This window comes from Wolbachia endosymbiont (group B) of Melanostoma mellinum, assembly GCF_947251465.1.
Lineage (GTDB): Bacteria > Pseudomonadota > Alphaproteobacteria > Rickettsiales > Anaplasmataceae > Wolbachia.
Map to the genome: position 1 here is coordinate 1,523,007 of NZ_OX366366.1, position 19,959 is coordinate 1,542,965.

At 34.3% G+C, this 19,959-nt stretch carries 19 protein-coding genes and 3 pseudogenes; 9 read left to right on the forward strand and 13 right to left on the reverse strand.

Translation table 11 applies throughout. The features are described 5' to 3' along the window. Window positions 1-17: 17 nt before the first annotated feature. The 7 genes and pseudogenes from wmk (OPR42_RS07120) to wmk (OPR42_RS07150) all read left to right on the forward strand — a co-directional run bounded on the left by wmk (OPR42_RS07120) (window position 18) and on the right by wmk (OPR42_RS07150) (window position 7,486). Window positions 18-956 (forward strand): WO male-killing family protein Wmk, encoded by a 939-nt coding sequence (gene wmk, locus OPR42_RS07120; protein ID WP_265042200.1) that lies wholly within the window; start codon window positions 18-20, stop codon window positions 954-956. Window positions 957-1,126: 170 nt separating this feature from the next. Next, a complete protein-coding gene (locus tag OPR42_RS07125; RefSeq protein ID WP_265042201.1) occupies window positions 1,127-1,801 on the forward strand; it encodes a JAB domain-containing protein in 675 nt (224 codons plus the stop codon). 170 nt (window positions 1,802-1,971) lie between these two features. Continuing rightward, window positions 1,972-2,697, forward strand: a pseudogene (locus OPR42_RS07130) (hypothetical protein); the annotation flags it as partial. A 449-nt stretch (window positions 2,698-3,146) separates the two neighbouring features. Continuing rightward, entirely contained in the window at window positions 3,147-4,901 is a 1,755-nt protein-coding gene (locus tag OPR42_RS07135) for a reverse transcriptase domain-containing protein (protein ID WP_214303292.1), read from the forward strand. 92 nt (window positions 4,902-4,993) lie between these two features. Continuing rightward, a pseudogene (locus tag OPR42_RS07140) lies at window positions 4,994-5,467 on the forward strand (hypothetical protein); the annotation flags it as partial. A 65-nt stretch (window positions 5,468-5,532) separates the two neighbouring features. Further along, window positions 5,533-6,453 carry a WO male-killing family protein Wmk gene (gene wmk / locus OPR42_RS07145; RefSeq protein ID WP_265042202.1) on the forward strand — a complete coding sequence of 307 codons (921 nt, stop codon included), beginning with the start codon at window positions 5,533-5,535 and terminating at the stop codon, window positions 6,451-6,453. Between the two features lie 46 nt (window positions 6,454-6,499). Next, the gene (gene wmk, locus OPR42_RS07150; protein WP_265042385.1) at window positions 6,500-7,486 is read left to right on the forward strand and encodes a WO male-killing family protein Wmk; all 987 of its coding nucleotides are present in this window, start codon (window positions 6,500-6,502) and stop codon (window positions 7,484-7,486) included. A 58-nt stretch (window positions 7,487-7,544) separates the two neighbouring features. Here the strand turns inward: wmk (OPR42_RS07150) and OPR42_RS07155 are convergent, their stop codons facing one another. Further along, window positions 7,545-8,480: a patatin-like phospholipase family protein gene (locus OPR42_RS07155; RefSeq protein WP_265042203.1), complete on the reverse strand. Its 936-nt coding sequence runs from the start codon at window positions 8,478-8,480 to the stop codon at window positions 7,545-7,547. On the opposite strand from OPR42_RS07155, the pseudogene OPR42_RS07160 reads away from it, so the two are divergent. Further along, window positions 8,471-8,843 (forward strand): annotated as a pseudogene (locus OPR42_RS07160) (phospholipase D family nuclease); the annotation flags it as partial. The gene OPR42_RS07155 and the pseudogene OPR42_RS07160 sit on opposite strands and share 10 nt — an antisense overlap. Before the next feature lie 96 nt (window positions 8,844-8,939). On the opposite strand, the gene OPR42_RS07165 reads toward OPR42_RS07160, so the two are convergent. Further along, window positions 8,940-10,196: a reverse transcriptase domain-containing protein gene (locus tag OPR42_RS07165; RefSeq protein WP_265042204.1), complete on the reverse strand. Its 1,257-nt coding sequence runs from the start codon at window positions 10,194-10,196 to the stop codon at window positions 8,940-8,942. Window positions 10,197-10,403: 207 nt separating this feature from the next. Between OPR42_RS07165 and OPR42_RS07170 the strand changes: the two genes are divergently transcribed. Next, window positions 10,404-11,357: an IS110 family RNA-guided transposase gene (locus OPR42_RS07170; RefSeq protein ID WP_265042205.1), complete on the forward strand. Its 954-nt coding sequence runs from the start codon at window positions 10,404-10,406 to the stop codon at window positions 11,355-11,357. Between the two features lie 64 nt (window positions 11,358-11,421). On the opposite strand, the gene OPR42_RS07175 is transcribed toward OPR42_RS07170, so the two are convergent. The 11 genes from OPR42_RS07175 to OPR42_RS07230 form a co-directional block, all read right to left on the reverse strand. Then, window positions 11,422-12,012, reverse strand: coding sequence for a reverse transcriptase N-terminal domain-containing protein (locus tag OPR42_RS07175; RefSeq protein WP_265042206.1), 591 nt, complete (start codon window positions 12,010-12,012; stop codon window positions 11,422-11,424). A 652-nt stretch (window positions 12,013-12,664) separates the two neighbouring features. Continuing rightward, the gene (locus OPR42_RS07185; RefSeq protein WP_143688873.1) at window positions 12,665-12,874 is read right to left on the reverse strand and encodes a hypothetical protein; all 210 of its coding nucleotides are present in this window, start codon (window positions 12,872-12,874) and stop codon (window positions 12,665-12,667) included. A gap of 60 nt (window positions 12,875-12,934) precedes the next feature. Then, the gene (locus OPR42_RS07190) at window positions 12,935-13,471 is read right to left on the reverse strand and encodes an ankyrin repeat domain-containing protein (RefSeq protein ID WP_096676758.1); all 537 of its coding nucleotides are present in this window, start codon (window positions 13,469-13,471) and stop codon (window positions 12,935-12,937) included. Window positions 13,472-13,483: 12 nt separating this feature from the next. Continuing rightward, window positions 13,484-14,434: a contractile injection system protein, VgrG/Pvc8 family gene (locus OPR42_RS07195; RefSeq protein ID WP_265042207.1), complete on the reverse strand. Its 951-nt coding sequence runs from the start codon at window positions 14,432-14,434 to the stop codon at window positions 13,484-13,486. Further along, on the reverse strand, window positions 14,435-14,644 hold the full coding sequence (locus OPR42_RS07200) for a tail protein X (RefSeq protein WP_096676762.1): 210 nt from the start codon (window positions 14,642-14,644) through the stop codon (window positions 14,435-14,437). After that, window positions 14,641-14,988, reverse strand: a complete 348-nt coding sequence (locus OPR42_RS07205; protein ID WP_096676764.1) for a phage tail protein — start codon at window positions 14,986-14,988, stop codon at window positions 14,641-14,643. The genes OPR42_RS07200 and OPR42_RS07205 overlap by 4 nt, the downstream gene beginning before the upstream one ends. A 1-nt stretch (window position 14,989) precedes the next feature. Continuing rightward, the gene (locus OPR42_RS07210) at window positions 14,990-17,296 is read right to left on the reverse strand and encodes a phage tail tape measure protein (RefSeq protein WP_265042208.1); all 2,307 of its coding nucleotides are present in this window, start codon (window positions 17,294-17,296) and stop codon (window positions 14,990-14,992) included. A gap of 109 nt (window positions 17,297-17,405) precedes the next feature. After that, window positions 17,406-17,663 carry a phage tail assembly protein gene (locus tag OPR42_RS07215; RefSeq protein WP_149168985.1) on the reverse strand — a complete coding sequence of 86 codons (258 nt, stop codon included), beginning with the start codon at window positions 17,661-17,663 and terminating at the stop codon, window positions 17,406-17,408. A 46-nt stretch (window positions 17,664-17,709) separates the two neighbouring features. Then, window positions 17,710-18,216 carry a phage major tail tube protein gene (locus OPR42_RS07220; RefSeq protein ID WP_265023128.1) on the reverse strand — a complete coding sequence of 169 codons (507 nt, stop codon included), beginning with the start codon at window positions 18,214-18,216 and terminating at the stop codon, window positions 17,710-17,712. 11 nt (window positions 18,217-18,227) lie between these two features. Further along, window positions 18,228-19,403, reverse strand: coding sequence for a phage tail sheath subtilisin-like domain-containing protein (locus tag OPR42_RS07225; protein WP_265042386.1), 1,176 nt, complete (start codon window positions 19,401-19,403; stop codon window positions 18,228-18,230). Continuing rightward, window positions 19,396-19,956 (reverse strand): hypothetical protein, encoded by a 561-nt coding sequence (locus OPR42_RS07230; RefSeq protein WP_265042209.1) that lies wholly within the window; start codon window positions 19,954-19,956, stop codon window positions 19,396-19,398. The genes OPR42_RS07225 and OPR42_RS07230 overlap by 8 nt, the downstream gene beginning before the upstream one ends. Window positions 19,957-19,959 lie beyond the last annotated feature (3 nt).

Below are 19,959 nucleotides of genomic sequence, written 5' to 3' on the forward strand. Positions count from 1 at the left end.
GTTATGGAGTATAAAATGTGAAAAAAGAGAATAATTACTCTAATTTTTTATATTATAAAGTAGTAGGACAGAAAGTAAGAAGTTGTAGGATAGCGAAGGGGTATACTCAAAAAGATTTAGCAAAAAAAATCGGAACAACATATCAGGTAATACTGCAATATGAAAAAGGAACACGCAGAATTTCAATTAAGAAGTTATATGAATTAGCAGAAGCATTATCAACAACTGCTAGAGATCTAGCTTGCGGACAAGAAGTATCAAATGAGGAAAAGTACGAGGGAGAAGAGGTATTAAATCTAGTAAGAAGACATAAAGAGATTAAGGACCAAGAATTACGAGAAACGTTTTATTTATTAACTAAATTCATCCGTATTAGTGAGGAAGAAAGTGGAAAGGCAGTAAAAGTAGAGGTGGCAAAGGGTTTAGTTAAGGAAGGAGTTTCTGCTCATGTTATCTCTCAAACGACCAGTTTATCTATTGATGAATATGATAATGATGAGAAAAAAATTTCCATTCCGTATAAAGTAGGTCAAAGAATAAAAGAATGGAGGTTGAGAAGAGGATACACTCAAGAAGATTTAGCAAGTAAAGTGGGTATAATAAATCAAAGAATATATGAATATGAACAAGGACGAGCTGGTGTTTCACTTGAAATGTTAGATGAAATAGCAAAGGTACTATTAATTAATATTACAGATCTGCTTCCAGAAACAAGAGAAAATGAGAATAGTGAAGCAGAGCTATCAAGGTTAATAGAAGAATATGAAAAGATTAAAAGCCAAGAACTACGTCATGTACTAATAAAATCTCTGTTTGAAAGCATACAAGTTTGCAAAGAGAAAGTGGAGAGTGTAGAAAAGATGAAAATTGCAAAGAATTTAGTTAAGGAAGGAATTTCTATCAATATTATTTTAAAAACAGTAGGCATCTCTTTAGACGAAATTCAACAAATTTAAAATAAAAAAATCAGTATCTATTAACATTTTTATTTTTTGATGAAAAAATAAGTAAAAAAGATTTAAAAATTGATTTGACTTCACTCAAAAGCTATGGCTTTATGCCAATGCTGACAAAAAACAGCAGTAAATATATAAAAACATTTTGTTATTAGTGAAGGGTAATTTTTATGAATAATAAGGAAAACAGTAAGGATCGTAGAGAAGAAATAGAATTCAGAGCATTAGAAAGCAACGGTAAAGCTCTACTTGATCGTGAAGTAATAGAAACGTTTCTAAGTGCAGTGCATGACAGGGAAGAAGCTCGAATTATTGCTAGAAAGCTAATAGATAATTTTGGAATAGGAGGAGTTTTAGGCCAGGAAATAGATGACTTGAAAACTATAGAAGGGATAACTGACTCTACAGTAGCAGTAATTTTATGCCTAAAGGAAGCTGCAAAGAGAGTACCAAGAGAAGAGTTAAAGAAAGGACCTGTAATGGATAACTTGGAAACCATCGTAAAATATTTGAGGGTGAGTATTGGTTATTCAGAGGAGGAAAAGATGAAAATAATATATTTTGATCAAAAGTGCCGTTTAAAGGGGGAAGAAGTGTTTACTGGTACAGTGGATAAGGTACCTTTTTACATAAGAGAAGTAACAAGAAAGGCATTAATAAGAAAAGCGACGTCAATAATAATATCGCATAACCACCCAGAAGGAAGGTTAAAGCCATCTGATGAGGATGAAGCTGTAACTAAAGACTTGGCTAAAGCTTGTCAGACTATAGGAATTAGGTTACTGGATCACATTATCATTACAAGTGTTGGATATTTTAGTTTTAAAGAGCAAGGACTGTTATAAAGCAGATATTTGAAGATTTTCATGAGTTGTTTAACTACTTGAATGAAGAAAGTATTTGCAAATGCATTAATCATTACTTATAATTAATGAGAAAGTATATATTGAATTAATAATCAAGTAATAAAGTCGGTTGTAGACTTAGTAAAGTATATTTAATAGCGGAGGCTAATATGAGTAATAAAATAATTGTACCTTTTGATGATCAAGAAGGAAGTACTTACGAGTTAAACATTGATCTTGATAGATTATCAAAAGGTGAGATGTTAAATGCTATTGTAGGAATTGGTCGTACTAAGGAGCAATCCACCTTTGTAAGCAAAATTAATAAGGCTAAAAAGCCTGAAGAAATAGCACCTTTCCCTGGTAGAGAAGTTCGCGAAAACAAAATCAACTATGGGAAAGGATTTGACTATGTTTATGGCACAAAACCTGTAAGCAATCAAGCAGATTATCCAGAAGGGTTGAATCCATTTGCTTCAGCTTTGAAAAAAATAAAGCCGAGTGCAGAAAAGTTGAGCTGGTTTAAGAGTGCTGTGGTAAGAGCAAAAAGTCCAAATGAACTGCACAAGGTTGTAGACGAAGCACTAGCTGCTGGAGCAAGGCTAAATGCATGTAATGATGGAGAGTGGAGCTTCGCGGAATATGTGATACTGGGCACACATTTTCATAAATTTGATAAGGCTAATCGTAAAAAGCTAATACGTAAATTAATGCTAAACGGTGCAGAGTTTCATGATAGTTTATTGGAGAATAAATTGATAGGTGAAATCTATAATGAGCTACAACCAGAAGTTCAGCCACAGATAGATAAGAGACTAGAAGAACTAGAAAAAGCTGGCGAAAGTGCTGTGCAAGAAGGAGAATTAATAGATGTTGAGATAGATAATACAACATCGGTGCGACCCGAAGTTGCGATTTTGTGATGGTTAGATTCCATCTTCCCTAGACATCAGGGATAATGTATGTCTCACATTTTAAAGAATGGCAACCTTTAGGATGCAAGCATGAGATAAAAGCAGGTAATGCTAAACCTTATAGCAAACTCCTGCAAACAGAGTTAGATATGGTTACGAGAGAAACTTATGATTGAATTGTCGTTATATTGAATATGCGAAATTAAGGTTGTTTTACGCATAGACCAAAATGGTATGAAGCATACGAGGAATTAAAGTTAGATGTCTTTGATTATAGATGTTCTCAGCTTCCGGTAAAAAGTAAGAACCTAAGTCTAACACGAAACAAAATCGTGAAACGGGATAACCATATAGGTGCTCTTATATTCATTTGAATGTAAGTAGGCAGCCAGCCATAAGCACTTACATTGGAGGGATTGTCCAAGAAGCTAATGCCCAAAGTAATATTTGGGATATGCAGACGTGGACACTATAATTTGGAAGGTAAAGTGGTGAATAGTAGTAAATATGTTATAGACCAACAATTTGTTAGGTATGAATGGAATACAATTCCTTGGCGTAAAGTTGAGAAATTTGTATTTAAGCTACAAAAGCGAATTTACCAAGCTGCAATATGTAATGATAAGAAGAAGGTACATAAACTTCAAAGATTATTACTCAATTCAATAAGTGCAAAACTACTTGCTGTCAGAAAAGTAACTCAAGATAACAGAGGGAAGAAAACTGCAGGTATTGATGGAAAAGCAAATCTTAATCATAAAGAAAGATTGCAATTAGCATATTCTTTAAATGTTAGAGAAAAAGCGAAACCATCAAAACGTGTTTGGATTCCAAAACCTGGAAAACCAATAGAATATCGCCCTCTTGGTATACTTACTATCTCAGATAGGGCAAAAGAAACACTTATGAAAATGGCACTAGAGCCAGAGTGGGAGGTAGGATTTGAACCGAACATGTATGGTTTTAGACCTGGTAGGTCATGTCATGATGCTATTGAAGCCATATTTAATTCACTGAATTGGAAAACAGCGTACTGTTTAGATGCTGATATTTCTGGATGTTTTGATAATATTAATCAAAATGCTCTGTTGGAAAAACTTAACACTACACCAACCTTTAGAAGAATTATAAAAGGATGGTTAAGAGCTGGAGTAATGGAAAACAGAAAATTTGAATCCACAAAACGTGGTACAATTCAAGGAGGGACGATCTCACCGTTACTTGCTTGTGTTGCATTAAATGGATTAGAACAATATATCAAAGAAACGTTATGGAGTGAACTTCTTCAATATAGGAAGATGAAATGTGGTGTTGCAAGCAGTAGAGAAGCAAAAAGCTCATTAAGTGTAATTTTCTACGCAGATGACTTTATCATCATACATGAGAGTAAGGAAATCATTCTGAAGGCAAAAATGATAGTTGAAGAATGGCTCAAAACCATTGGACTAGAATTGAAACCTTCAAAAACAAAGATTTCTCATACTCAAAATGGAGAAAAGCCAGGATTTAATTTTCTTGGTTTCTCAATAAGGCATTACTCTACGAAAAATAATAAGAGGGGTTATAAATTATTAGTCAAACCAAGTCGTGAATCCAGAAAACAGCATACACTCACTATAAAACATAAGATTAGAGGATTAAGAGGATCAACACAAGAAACAGTAATAAGACAGCTTAACCCAATTACTAGAGGGTGGAGCAAATATTATTCTTCGGTTGTGTCAAACAAGACCTTTAGGTTTATTGACAGTGTAATGTTTAGAAACATCTGGAAGTGGGCAGTCTACAGGCACCCAACCAAAGGAAAATACTGGATTAAAAATAAATACTTTAAAAAGTATAAAAACGATAATTGGCGATTTATGACAAATAACAAAGTTCTTCTTATTAAGCACGGAGATCATGCTATTAAAAGGCATGTCAAAGTGAAAGGAACCAAGTCTCCATATGATGGCGATTGGGTTTATTGGGGTAATCGTTTAAGGAAGATACCAGATAAACTACCAAGAGTAATAAAATTGTTGAAGTTACAACAAGGTAAATGTGGTCATTGTCAACTTTGGTTTAAAAATGATGATATCTTAGAAACACATCATATTGACCGAAACAGACGTAATAATATGAAAAAGAATTTATCCTTGTTACATGGACATTGTCACGATGAATTACATAGAAAGTGTGCATGACAAGCACCAAATTATAGAGGAGCCGTATGAGGCGAAAGTCTCACGTACGGTTCTGAAGTCGAGTGGGGAGAGGCGACTTTTCCCACTTAGATAACTATATAGAGTTCTCTGAAAATAGTAAGATAGAAGTAGCCAAAATACTGAGAGAGTTAGGAAGTAATATTTTAAAAATTGGTAATGATGCAGTTGAGGTTAAAAGTGAGAAGGGAGGTATAAGAAACTATACCGATATGTCAGATGAAAGCTCTATTATATTAGAATTTCCTACAAGCGTTGGTAAGCTAAATATTATATTGTACCATGATGTAAAAAAATATGATCAAGTACAAGTCAGAGTAGAAAACAAGGAAATGTGGGCTGAATTACAAAAAAGAGGCGAAGAAATAGGAAAAAACTGCCTTTTTGGGGGAGTGAAACTTCAAGAAGCAGTAGAGAAAGGTAATTTCACTAGATGTGGCATATGGAGTGAAAAGTATGCTATAAAAGAGATTGGCAATGATGAAGTATTGTCTTCATGGGTAGATAGGGTATGTGGAGGTAGTAAAGAAACCTTTAGGGAACTTTAATTCATTTATTTTAAGGTTCCAGAGTTTACTGGAGCCTTTGAGCTATAGTAGAAAATATTATATATATGGTTTTTTGCGTGGAAAAAAGTCTAGATTATGAAGTAGGACAAAAAGTAAAAAGTTGGAGGTTAGAGCGAGGTTATACTCAGAAGGGTTTAGCTGAGAAAATTGGTGTAAAGTACTGGGTAATACTGCAATATGAGAAAGGGAACCGTAAAATTCCAATTAAGAAGTTATATGCTATAGCAGAAGCATTATCAGTAAATGTTAAAGGTCTAGTTTGTAGAGAAACACTACCAGATGAAAAAAGATATTTTGAAGATGAAGAAATATTAAATTTAGTAAAGGGTTATAAAGATAAAGAATTAAGCGAGGTATTTTATTTATTAACCAAGTTTATTCGTTTGAGTGAGGAAAGAAGCAGAAAAGCGGTAAAAATAGAAGTAGCAAGGGGTTTGATGAAAGTAGGAGTTTCTGCTCATGTTATCTCTCGAACAACTAACTTATCTATTGGTGAGTATGAGGAGAACAAAATTCCGGTTCCATACAAAGTAGGGCAAAGGATAAAAGAGTGGAGATTGATACGAGGATATACACAAAAAGATTTAGCGAATAAAGTTGGTATAACAAATCAAGGAATATACGAGTATGAACAAGGGCGAGCTGCTGTCTCACTTGAAATGTTAGATGAAATAGCAAAGGTATTATCAATCAGTATCATAGATCTACTTCCCGAATCAGATGAGGATAGTGAAGCGGAAGAAAAGCTATCAAACTTGATAGAAGAATACAAAAAGATTGAGAGTCGGGAATTACGCGATATGCTAATCAAGTCTTTATTTGAAGGTATACATGTTTGTAGAGAAAAGGTCAGAGAGGAAAAGAAGATTGAAGTTGCAAGGAATTTAGTGAAAGAAGGAATTTCTGTTGATATTATCTTGCAAACGACAGGCTTAACAAATTATATGATTGAGAAATTTTTGTGATTTCATAAAAACTTAGCCAATAGTGGATTTTTTTGTGATAGAATATATGTTTGCTTCTGTAGGAAAAACAGCTTTTAGAGGATTTATCTATGATAATTCAGAGCATATTGGCTCAGTAAGCTACGAGCTAGGGAAAAAAATAGAAGGTTATAGGATAGTACAAGGGTATACTCAGGCAAAATTAGCAAGCAAAATTGGTTTAACACATAAGGAAATACATAACTTTGAACTAGGGTGCAAGGCTATCACAATCAAAGAATCGTATATAATAGCAGGAGCATTGTCAGTCAATGTTGTAGATCTACTTCCAGGACCAACAGTACTAAGAGAAAACAGTTGGTATGAAGATGAGGATAAAGAAATAGTCTATCTAACAAAAATACATAGAGAAATTAAGGATCAGGAATTACGCAAGAAGCTGTATCCATTAGTAAGGTTTGTATATATTAGCGAGAAAATTAGCCAAGAAGAAGCGAAAATAGAAGTAGCAAAGAATCTAGTGAAAGAAGGAGTTTCAGTTGATATTATTTCCCAAGTGACTCGCTTATCTACTTATGAATATGATGATATAGAGAAAGAAATTTGTACTGATTCTATACTCTACAAAGTAGGGAAAAGGATAAAAGAGGAGAGATTAATACGGGAATACACTCAGGAGGACTTGGCAAATAAAATCGGTTCAACACCTAAAGAAATACATGACTATGAACGAGGATATACAGACATTCCAATTGAAATATTATATAAGATAGCAAAGACATTATCAGTTAACATTAAAGCTCTTGGACTAACAGAATATGAAAATGAGCCAGTTTTGCGGTTTGTAGGTAAATGCGAAAAAATTGAGGATCAAGAATTACTGGATACGGTAGCCAGATCTTTATCTGAAGGAATGCAAACTGGTAAAGAAAAGGTTAAAAAAGCAGAGAAAATCAAGATTGCAAAAGATCTAGTTAAGGCAGGTATTCCTATTGATATTATTGTGCGAACAAGTGCCCTAACTGCTGATGAGTTGGGTGATTGTGAAAATTAAATTGTGTTAAAGATAGTTAATAGTGTTAAATAATATATTAAGATATAAGTAAAAATAGTTATATATTTAATATTTCTATACAGAATTTATCTATCAGTTCCTGATTTTTCTCTATCATTGAATTTGCCTCCTCCTGCAGAGATTTGATATTTTTTGATGTAATATTATCCATGTCAGGTGATGCTATTTTTAATTGCGATTGTATGCGTATATATTTATCAGCTATTACTTGATCAAGTTGGTAGTTTACTGCATCTAAACTTGAAGCAAACATCACATGTAATAGTGGTTTTATCCAGCCTATTTTTCCAAATCTCCTCGAGTTAGAATACCTTATACTTCTATCTGTTCTGCCAGTACCAATTGATAACAGTAGAATATCATCATTTGGAAATAACCTCTTACCACTTGCATATGCGCAAGCCGCAGGATTGTTGGCAAACACCCCTCCATCCACTAATACTCTGTCTATCTGGTCAATTTTTAGATGTTTTGGTATGAAATAAGTAGGTGCAGCCGTTGTAGCTCTGAGTGCATCTTTTAATTTGACAAAATCTCTATCTTCTCTCCAGCTCTTAAAAAAGAAAGGATAGTTGTTATGAATATCATAACTTGTTATCAGTACCTTACTTAAAGTGTTTTGTAGAGTATCATCACCAAAATATTTTTCTAATATCGATTCGATGTTTTTATGTGGGTATTGTGCACAGTTAAACCAAGATAATATTGATCGCCTGAAGAATGAAGATTTGAAAATATATGATCCATATTCCCGATAGAGCTCAACTAAATCATTGGCTGAATATTGGGGATTTCCTTGATTATCTTTCTTGCATAACCCTGCTACAACAATTCCACCAGTTGAAGTACCTGCCATAAGATCAAAGATTTCAGCTATCGGTTTTCTTGCTCTCTTTTCTATTTCTGCTAGAATAATGGCTGGTATTATGCCCCTTATGCCTCCTCCGTCAACTGAAAGGATGTATTTTTTCATATTTATTAGTTCTGTTAACTTGCTCACTTTTATCAGGGTTGCCCAAAAACTACAGTTTGCTTCACACCTAGAGAAAATTGTGCCGAACAAATAACCAATGCTATAGATCAAGCTCAAAAATCCATATTAATTCAGGCATATCAATTTACTTCAAAGCCTATTGCTGAGTCCTTGATTCAAGCCAAAAAACAAGGTGTAGAAGTTAAGATAATTCTTGATAAGTCGCAAGTTCATTCAAAATATAGTGTCATCAATGAGTTATTCGAGCAAGGTATTAAGATTTATATTGATTTCAAACCAGCAATCGCTCACAATAAAGTCATGATTATTGATAACCAAAAAATCATAACTGGGTCTTTCAATTGTTATCTAAGGAGAGAAAGTCGCCCTTCCCCCCTCGACTTCAAAACCGGACTTGTGACTTTTACCACATCCGGCTTCTCTCTAGTTTAGTGCTTATCATGCACACTGCTTATGTATATAATCATGACAATGCCCATGTAACAAAAATAAATTTTTAATATCATTATTGTTTTTAATTTTATCTTGGTGATGCACTTCAATTAAGTCATCTGACCTAAAATATAATTGACAATAATTACATTTACCTTGTTGTAACTTCATTAATTTTATTACTCTTGATGACTTGTCTGGTAATCGATTTAGTCGATTGCTCCAATATATCCAGTCTCCATCATATGGAGATTTAGTTCCAATCACTTTGATATGCCGTTTAATAGCATGATCTCTATGTTTAATAAGATATCTTCCATCACTTGTCATAAACTTCCAATTGTCATTTTTATACCTTCTAAAGTATTTCTTCTTTATCCAGTATTTTCCTTTATTGGGGTGCCTACGAACTGCCCATCTCCAAATCTTTCTAAACATGATATTATCCAATAAGCTAAAGGTTTTGCTTGAAACTGCCGAGGTATAATATTGACACCATCCTCTAATAATAGGATTAAGCTCTTTTATTATAGCTTCCTGAGGAATTTCACGTATTTTCCTAAGCTTATGTTTAATGGTTAATGTGTGCTGTTTTATAGAATTAAGATTTGGTTTAATGAGTGACTTATATCCCATCTTATTTTGCTTTGTTGGATATTGTCTCACTGTAAATCCAAGGAAATCAAAACCTGGTTTTATTTCATTTAGAAATTTTAATGTGTGGGAAATTTTTGTCTTGGATGGCTCTAACTCCAATCCGATGGTTTTTAACCATTTTTCAATCAGAATTTTTGCTTTCAAAACAATTTCTTCACTTTCATGTAGCACAACAAGATCATCTGCATAAGTAATTATACTGAGTGACCTTTTTGCCTCTTTTCTGTATGTTTTTCCAGGTTTCTTTTTCATACAGCTAATGACTATCTCATCTGCCATTGTTTCTTTTACATATCCTTCTAAACCATGCAGAGCAATACAAGCCAATAGTGGAGAGATTGTTCCTCCTTGAATTGTACCACTTCTGGTTGGTTTAAGTATTCTGTTTTCCATAACTCCTGCTTTTAACCACCCTTTTATTATTTTCCTTAGAGTTGGTGTGGTATTGAGTTTTTCTAACAGCACGGTATGGTTAATATTGTCATAACACTTTGCAATATCAGCATCCAAAACAAATACTGTTTTCTTGCTAAGTACTTGAAATATAGCCTCAATGGCATCATGGCAAGATCTACCAGACCTAAAACCATTGTAAGTTAAAAACATGATATAAATGAAGTAAGAGGGAAGATAACTCTACTCACTATAGGAATAGAGTTATCACGGGCGTGTGCGACCGAAAAACCATTGGTATTACAACCGTACTTATCAAGGTACACTAGCCCCATCTCTCGATACGTTTGAATAGTTGTTTGGGACATATATATGCACCCGTTTACAATCTTAAATTAACTAAAACTATCGAGGTTTATTATGGTTACATCTTATCAAAATTTTATTGGCATTGACATCGGAAAATTTAAAAATGTTGCTGCAGTTTACAGCCAAAAAAACACTATCAAGTTCGACAATAATGCTGATGGTTGGCAACTGTTGTTTAAAAAGTTTTCAGATATCTTACCTAATTCTTTGGTAACTTTAGAAAATACAGGTAAATATGAGCTTGGTTTATCATATTTTCTTGTTGACAAGAATATTGCAGTACATCGAGCAAATACTCGAAAAGTAAAAAGTTTTATCTTGTCGCACGGAACTTTAGCAAAGTCTGATAAATCAGATGCGATGGCTCTCGCCCAATATGGATATGAACGCCATAGAACTCTCTCTCTATTTACACCTGCGTCAAAAGAACAATCAACTCTAGCTGCACTTTGTCAACGTCGTGACGACATTACGCAAATGAGAACTCAGGAAAAGTGTAGACTGGAAGCTCCTGAAAATGACCATATAAAGGAAAGTTGCCAGAGGACCATTGAATTTTTCAATAGTCAAATAAGTGAACTCAATGATACTATACAAAAAATTATTGATGAGAGCCATGAGCTACAACAACGTCAAAAAATCCTTAAAACAGTTCCTGGAATAGGCAAAAAGTTATCACAAGATTTTTTGTGTTTAATGCCAGAGCTTGGTTACTTAAGTAAAAAAGAAGTAGCAAGTCTTTCCGGAGTAGCACCTCATCCTAAGGAAAGTGGTAAAGCTGTTGGTTACCGAAGGATTACAGGCGGTAGAAGTAATGTTCGTTCAAAGCTCTTCATATCAGCTATGGCTGCTACAAAGTCCAAATCTGTACTTGGTGCCTTTTATTCTAAGCTTGTTGAAAGTGGTAAGAAGAAGATGGTGGCTATAACAGCTCTTATGCGTAAAATTATAGTAATTGCTAATGCAAGACTTAAAGCAGCGATTACTTCACACAGTAGTAACTGACAATGAATATTGTGAATAAGTACGTCCACATAAACTTAAAGTACTTATTCACATATTTATTGGCTTAAGCAGGCAATAGCTGTTTGACATAAAATTCTATTCCTATGACGAATGGGTTTTTATTACCTACATGATTGGGTAAAGTTGCAAAATTACACAAATAAAAAATTTTTAAAAAACATAGTTGATAGGTGTTTGACTCGAATTTTGCCTCCCACTCTGGTTCTAAAATCATCTTCACAAGCGTTTGTTTTGCTCGACACGATATAGTGGGTATTCCAAGGGGGCGACGCTCCAATGGTTTGCCAGGTTTTGGGATCCAAACACGTTTTGACGGTTTTGCTTTTTCTCTTAGATCCATAGAATATGCTAATTGCATTCTTTCTTTTTGGTTAAGATTAGCTTTTCCATCAATACCTGCAGTCTTTTTTCCTCTATTGTCCTGTGTTACTCTTCTAACGGCGAGCACTCTTGCACTTGTTGATTTGAGTAATAATTTCTGAAGACTATGCATCATCTTAATATTATTACTTTTCGAAGCTCGGTAAATTCGTTTTTGTAGCTTAAACGAAAATTTCTCCAGCTTGCGCCAAGGAATTTCATTCCATTCATACCTGACTTTTTGTCGGTTCATAACATATTTACTACTACTCATAACTTTACCTTCCAAACTACAGTGTTTACGTCTGCATATCCCCAATATTACTTCGGGCGTTAGCTTCTTAAACAATCCTTCCACAAAAAAAAAACTTGCGGTTGGCTACCTGCTTATTATCCTTATTCAGAAAAATAAGAGTTTTCCTGTGGTTACTCCGTTCCATGAAACCGTTTCTTGTCAGACTTAGGTCCTTACTATTTGCCGGGAGATCGGAAACATTTTGATTAAACCAGAAAATTTTAATCATCCATTTTCTCCATACCTTTTGGTCTATGCGTATCAACCTTTTTCGCATATTGCAGCTCTCGACAATTCAAACATAAGTTTCTCTCGTAACCATATCTAACTTTTCTTGGAGGGATTTGCTACAAGGTTTATCATTACCTCCTTTTGTTCCATGCTTTCATCTCGAGAAATTGCCAATTTCTTAAAATGTGGACCACGATTTCAACCCAATGTTAAGGCGGACAGAATTTAGCTGTCACGATTTCACGACTTCCGGATCACACTTTCTGATGCCGCACAGAAAAAAAACGCTGAGAATCTACTAATTATAACAGGAGATCCTCCATTAGTTGAGCAATACATCGAAAACTGGAAGGATCGTAAATCTCAATCTGATCCTTATACACCAAAAGTAGAAGAATAATTACTTAAAATCAGCTTTAAGCTCATCCAATTCCTCAGAAAGATTTTTTACCCTTTCCTCAAGCACTAACACTTTTTCCATTAAACCATATTCAATAAGTTTATCGTGAAATTGTACCCTTGAGTCTAGCTTGGATAACCACCATATCAATGCTACGGTTTGGATTAATATGGTAACAATTACCGTAATTGGGATTTTTTGATTTTGCATGTTTCTCCTAATTGTGTAATAAAAAATTTTCAACTACTTCTTGTTTCCAGTTACGAAATATTACCGCTCAGATTCGTGTTTCTTTTCAGCATTATAGAGCAAGTGTATAATTTCATCGTACGGTTTATCTTTATTATGCCGTGATCTTAGTACAGCTACATCTCTTGGGTTTTTCCCACCTGTGTCTCTAATGTTAGGGTTTGCGCCTTTTTCTAACAAAAGTTTAATTATCTCTAGGTTACCTTTGTATGAAGCTGCATGTAATGCTGTCCATTTTTCATATTTTGCTGTGTTTATATCAGCTCCTTCCTCTATTAGAAATTTAACAACTTCAAAACATCCTGCACCTGATGCATAATGTAATGCTGTTAATTCGGGAATCTGTGTATTAATATCTAATAGATTATTTGCTGAAAATTTCACTACTTCTAGGCTGCAGCTCTTAGAAGCAACTTGCAACATTGTTTTATAATTATCTGTAGCTTTTGTTTTCATATAGCAATAGGTAATAACAACAAATATTATCATTGTTATACACCACCAAAAATGTAGCTTATTTCTTGAGTCTCTATTCATATTCAATACTTTTTTCAACATTAAACATTTGTTTTACTGATTTTCCTTTAACGTTGATGCTGACAACACAGTGCGATAACCTGAACTATTTAACACATGTTCCGCTCTGTCAATTATCCATGCACCGTCTATATCTTGATGAAACCCTAATAAACTGAGTTTTGCCTCTGCAAATAGTTCTGGATTACCAGGCATAGTAACATCCAATACTGCATTATTTCGCTTTAATTGTTTTAACTTAGCATTTGCTGCACTTAGTGCTGATTCTACATTAGAGTAAAGCGTTTGTATAGTATAACTTGGGCTACCAAAGCCAACTGTTTCTGACATAGTTTCACCTCTTTCATAGCTATGCCATTTTGCAACCACTGAGTTGTACCTACTCACAGTAAAATGCACTTTCCAATTTATCGTGTCTTGAGGTCTAATAGCTGTTGTTCCTAAAGCTTTTCCAGTTGCTGATTTTGCTCTGCCTTTTGGAATAAAAAGTATGTATCCGCCAGCTAACTTTGCCATTGCCTCACGTTCTATTGCTATTTTTGTTAATAAACTTATATCACTTTCTTCTGTTTGGTTAATATGTGGAATCAACACATTTTCAAATTCTTCTGCAACTTTGCATCCATATCCATGCTTTTCTGCTATTTCCTTAACCAAGTTACCTAGAGTAATTTGATGCCATTCTTTAGATACTTTCTCCTTTAATGATAGTCTTAAATTTGTTGCATGAGCCTTTATTAGTAAGGTTTTAGGTGGACTCTGTACCGTAATTTCATTAACTGTATATATACCCATGGGCTTCACTCCGATTTCCCTATACCCTAAAGAAATATTCAATTCATCTGGGATATTTAAGTTTTCATCTCTGTAATCAACACACACTTCAACTACATCGTCTATTGTCCCAGATTCATCGGTAAGGCGTAATGATATAACTCTATCTTTAATTGATTCACATTTATCTATTATAAAATCTGGCTGCATTTATTCCCAGATCTTCAATTTTGACTTTTGTATTGTTTTTTGAATAGTAGGGAGCTTTATCTTTAATCCTGCCGGTAAAAAGCTTCCGTATTCTGCCAAACCTAAGTTCTCTGCTAGTACTAATTCCACTACTCCATCCGTAAATCCGTAATGTTTCCAGCAAATCAGATCTAGCATTTCTCCTTCTTTGGCTAAATAATATATAGTCATCTATAGCTCTTCAAACTCAAACTAAATTCAACTTTTCTTGGTAGTCCATTAGGTAAAAAATACATCTGCTTTTCTTCTAACTTGGTAATTACGAATTGTCCTAAAATATTACCTAAACTATCTACTAAAACATGTGGGTTTTCAGCTTCTTTCATATTCTTTAATTGATTTAGCCCGTTGAGATTATGTAGATAAATCGTTCCTTCTAAATCTATATTTTCTATACCTTGACCGATATTTTGTAATAGTGGTATATTTTCAATACACTCAATTGTACTCCAACGATTTTCTCTATTATACTTTAAACTTGTTGGAGCAAATTTATAAGGGCCAAGAGACAACATTTTAATAAACGGAGTCTATGGTATCAAATAAAACATCACTTGACTTTTCTCTTATCCTTTTTATTACTTCATCTGCAAGACTACGAACATCTTGATTTGGCTCTGCTTTAATGCTGATAGTATAATTATTAGTGATGTTCTGAGTTTTATTTTGTTCTTTATTTTCAAATTTACTCTTTGCAAATATCTTATCATTATCACTCTCTGTAAACTTTTTCTCCTCAATAAGGCTTTTGATTCTGAAGCTATTCTGATTTCTATTGGAAAATTCTTTAATTATACTGTTACCTAGCAAAGGATTTCCACTGTTGAGAATATTACTCTTTAGGGGACTATGTACTGCTTTTATTTCAGTAACAATACTTTTTCTTTTTTCAAATTCTTTCAGTGGACTATTTTTAGCAAATATGCTACTAACTGTATTTTCTATCCATGAAAAGGCTTCTCCTATAGGTTTAATGAGTGATTTTATGTATTCCAAAAAGCTAGAAAAAAAGTCTTTCACCTTTTGCCAGTTAGTCACAACAAGAGCTGCACCAGTAACAAGACTTGCTATTAAAAATCCAATCGGGTTACTCATTATAGCGAGTGTTATTGCTCTTAGTCCTGTTACTACTGCAGGAAAAACTGTAGCTGATAAAAATGAAAATACTCCAAGTAGGTTTGCTTTCAGACTAAAAATCGTACTTCCTAGCAATGTAAATCCGTATCCTAGTCCTACTGCTACAATTTTTAAACTTATTAAAGCTGCTATAGTTCCCATGATTGCTGTAGTTAAGGTTGGATATTTTTCTGCAAACTCTGCTATATATCTAGTTTTTTCTTGTAAAAATTCAGCTATAAATTTTAAAGTAGGCAGCATCACCGAGCCCAGGTTCATACCAACTTCAGCTATTGCATTTCGAAGGAGTTTTAATTTATTGGCTGTAGTGTCTGCACGATTTTTGAATTCTTTTTGCAGAGAGCTTCCGTACTTTTCTGTATTAGCCAATAACTTTATTGCATCCTCATACTTATTAAAACTTCCAGCTAATAATGCAATATCATCTTGATATTCCTGACCGAAAAGTTTCATAAGGATTGTAGAACGTTCCTGATTATCCATTTTCTTTAGAGTTTGAAAAAAGTGAAGTAGTGTTTCTTCTCCGCTTTCACTGATCCTTTGTACCATTTCTTCCGCGGTTATGCCCATTTCTTCTAGTGCTGCTTTGAATTCTTTTCCTTGACCTTCAGCAGTTTGAAGTTTGCTAAGCAGTGCATTTATAGCAGTTGCAGCTTTTGCTGGTTGTTTACCTAAACTAATAAAAGCATTTACTAAGCTGCTAGTTTGTTCAAACTTTAATCCAAACTGCTTTGCAGTACCACCAACTATTGCTAGAGCTTCAACCATATCTTTTGCTTTAGCAGCAGTGTTATCTGATAAGTGGTTGATTACATTACCAACATGCTCCATTTCACTAACATCAATTCCATAAACGTTAGAGAGTTTAGCTATGGAATCACCTGCTTGCTCTGCAGACATATCAAATGCTGTAGACATTTTTGCCACCGTTTCTGTAAATTTGAAAAGATCTTCTTTTTTGATACCAAGTTGACCACCGCTTGCAGCTATTTGTGCTAATTCTGCAGCAAATAATGGTACAGTACGTGACATCTCTTTTAACTTCTTAACAAATTTATCAGCTTCCTTTGTTTCTTTGTTAAACTCAACTACTTTTGCAACATCAGCCATAGCCGATTCAAAATCAACAGCAACTTTAATTGGCGCTGCAAGCGTTAGCCCTAGTCCAATAGTCTCTATAATTTGTGACTTAAAATGTGCTTTGCTTGCTAAAAAACTTTGGTGACTACGTATTGCAGACCCAAGTTTACCATACTTACCTTTTAGCGCTTCAACAGATGAACCAAGTTTATATTGGTCACTTACTAATGACTTAATATTTCTGCCACTTTTCCTTACTTCTTCATTAAATGAATGCAAAGCATCTCTCTTTTTCAAATATGCTTCTTTTGCTTTTGTTGCAGAAAACTTAGCTTTATCAAACTCAGCTTTTAAAGTTTTGCTCGGTTTCTCTATTGCCTTCATTTGTTTAGCTAAAGATTTTACTTGATCTTCAAAGCCTTTCCATGACCTCTTGCTAGTCAAAACATCATGACCTAACTGCTTAAACTTTGATACTGATTTTAAAGATGAGTCAAGCTTTCTTATATTCTCACCAAGACGGGTAAGTTGACTACTGCTTCCCTTTATTACAGTATTAAAACTGCCATCAAGTACTGCACCTATTTTTATCGATAATACTGACATTTGAACTCCCTAGCTAATTTGCTCCATAAAATAAACTCACTAATCTCCATATCAAGAATGTGCTCAACTCCACCACCTATGATAGAGCCAAGCACTAGTATTTCTAATCTCAAGTTTTTTGGATAATCGGTGAAAAAAAATCCTTTAATACCTCTTGCACTTTCACATAATCAGCAATATCTAACTCTTCAATCGCTTCTTTTGCAACTGATGTCAAATTGGCAGTCAAAGTTACTTCCTTACTTAGATCACTACCATTAAGGCGTTCTATTGCTAAATAATCCCTTACTTTTGGACGTCTAATGGTAAGTTCTGAGACAGAAATACCATCAACTGTTATTGGATTATCAAGTTTTACTGTTGTCATACTTTCTCCTAAAAAATAAAATTCTAAAATCTTTTTAAAACTGAACCTAAATACCTAAAACCGTTTGCAGCAAGGCCATTTGATCAACACCATTTATCTTTCTTATCATATTTTCAGCATCGATCTCTATCAGCTCATTGCCACCTATCGTAAGTTTATAATAATGAGCAGCTACAGTGCATTTTAGAGTGGCTTTTTCAGCAGGTTTCCAGCTACCAAAATCAAATTCTTTGAATATGCCTCTAAGGTTGATAATTACTCCTTCAACCTCATTGCTACCACTACCTTGCATTCCTCCACGGAGCGTTAAAGATACTGAGTTTCCATCTATCAAGCCAAAAAGTCTAAATAGTTCTGAATCATACTCAGCGAAAGTAAAGTCTGCTTCAAGTTTCTCCATGCCCATATCAATATTTATTGGAATATCCATACCACCAGCACGATACTCCTCTGTTTTTATGGTAAGTTTTGGTAGCGTAATTTCATCTATTTTTCCTGCATAACCACGACCATCAACAAATACGTTAAAATTTCTCAGTATTTTCGGTAACACTTTGCTTTCTCCTAACTTATTACACTATTATTTACGAGATGAGATTTGAATGTTATTTGCTCAGCCGGATATGGTGGTGTAAACTCAAAGTCAAAATATACTTTTCCGCTTGCGATGTTTGCTGGTGTGTTTAATTCTGAAGTTGCATAACATTTTCCGCTGATAATCGCTCCCTGAGCTTTCAAATTTGCAAGATAAGAATTCACCCCCTCAATTACATCATCTATGTAAGTTTTGGTAATATTGCGATCAACTGCCCATAGATGAGCTCTAAGTAAACTATCGTTGATTAAATCTGCAGTTCTTCTCACTGATAAAAAAGCCCATTTCGAATCATTTGAACATGTCCTATTTCCCCAAAGCCTATAGCCATTTTGATGAATTATCGTTGTTACTTCATTTTCATTTAAGTGGTTTGCTCTACAATTTGTATTACCGAGCGTAAAATCAATAGGTCTGCTTGTGCCAACAATACCATTTATCTCTTTATTTGAAGGTGAATGCCAAAATCCTTGTTCGCTATCTACTTTTGCTATTAAACCAGCTACAAATGGGCTTGCTGGCAAGATTTCTTCTTTTCCTTCAATAAATACCTTAACCCAAGGATCAACTACGTAAATTCTTGAGCTGCCTACACTTTTTCTCCACTTGATTGCTTCTTCATCATTGGTATTTGGCCCATCTGCTACTATTATGCTTCTCAGCTTTTCTGCTACGGAAATTAATGCTGCAACCACTGCATCTTCTGGTAGTTGGTGAGTAAATTGAGGTGCAATTAATATTCTTGGGGCAACATGAACTATACTTTCACTGCTGAGGAATGCCTCAATTCCCTGATATTCTCCGGTTTCTTTATCAACACTGCCAATTATATTCTTCAGCGTCTCTTCTTCTTTTAATTTTGGATCACTGTTTTCACTTTCTTTAACTCGAATAACTACTACTGTTGCACCAACTTGTGTAAAGATAGAGCTTACTGCTTGTGGAAGGGTACCTGTTTTACCAAGCTTCGCAGCCTCTTTTAATCTTCCTGCAATTAACACTGGTTTATTTAGCGGAAACTTTTGCTCGTCAGCTTCAGGTGCAGTACCAATTACACCTATCACTGATGATTTAGCTGTGCGTACTGTTCTTGACCCTGAGGTTACCTCAATAACATTTACTCCGTGTAAAAATTCTTCAGCCATTTCTTTGTATTTTTTTCCTGAAATCATCGAGCAAAGTCTGTAGCTCATTTTCACTCTTGGCTTCTTCAATCTTTCTCTTGGCTAAATCTTCAAGCTCTTCACATTTCATTATTTCTTTTACTGCTTTTTTCACTTTTTCCTCAATTATTCTTGCCATTTCAATAACCGTAATACCACGGACTTTTGCTAAAGGTTCTATAATTTCTTTATCCTTTTCATCTATAGATTCTGGTGCTGCTAGAATGCTTTTTGCGGCTTTCGCTTGAATCTCATAAGATTTAGCTTTTTGGTGAGAATGACCTGCATATTGGTGAGTATGATTATCATAATAGAAACGCATACTATCAAATGTACAAAGCTTCGCATTATCCAGTAACTCCTTTTGTATATCTTCTTTAGTACGCTGAGCAATTTCTCCTCCTTCTGTTAAACAATAACTTTTTTGCCAATCAAAATCTTTTGGCGCTTCATACCAATTTTTACCTTTTGGCTTGCTTTCAAGTATTGTTGTTTCTACTTGTTTATCATTTTCAAATCTAATGTAGATAGACATTGT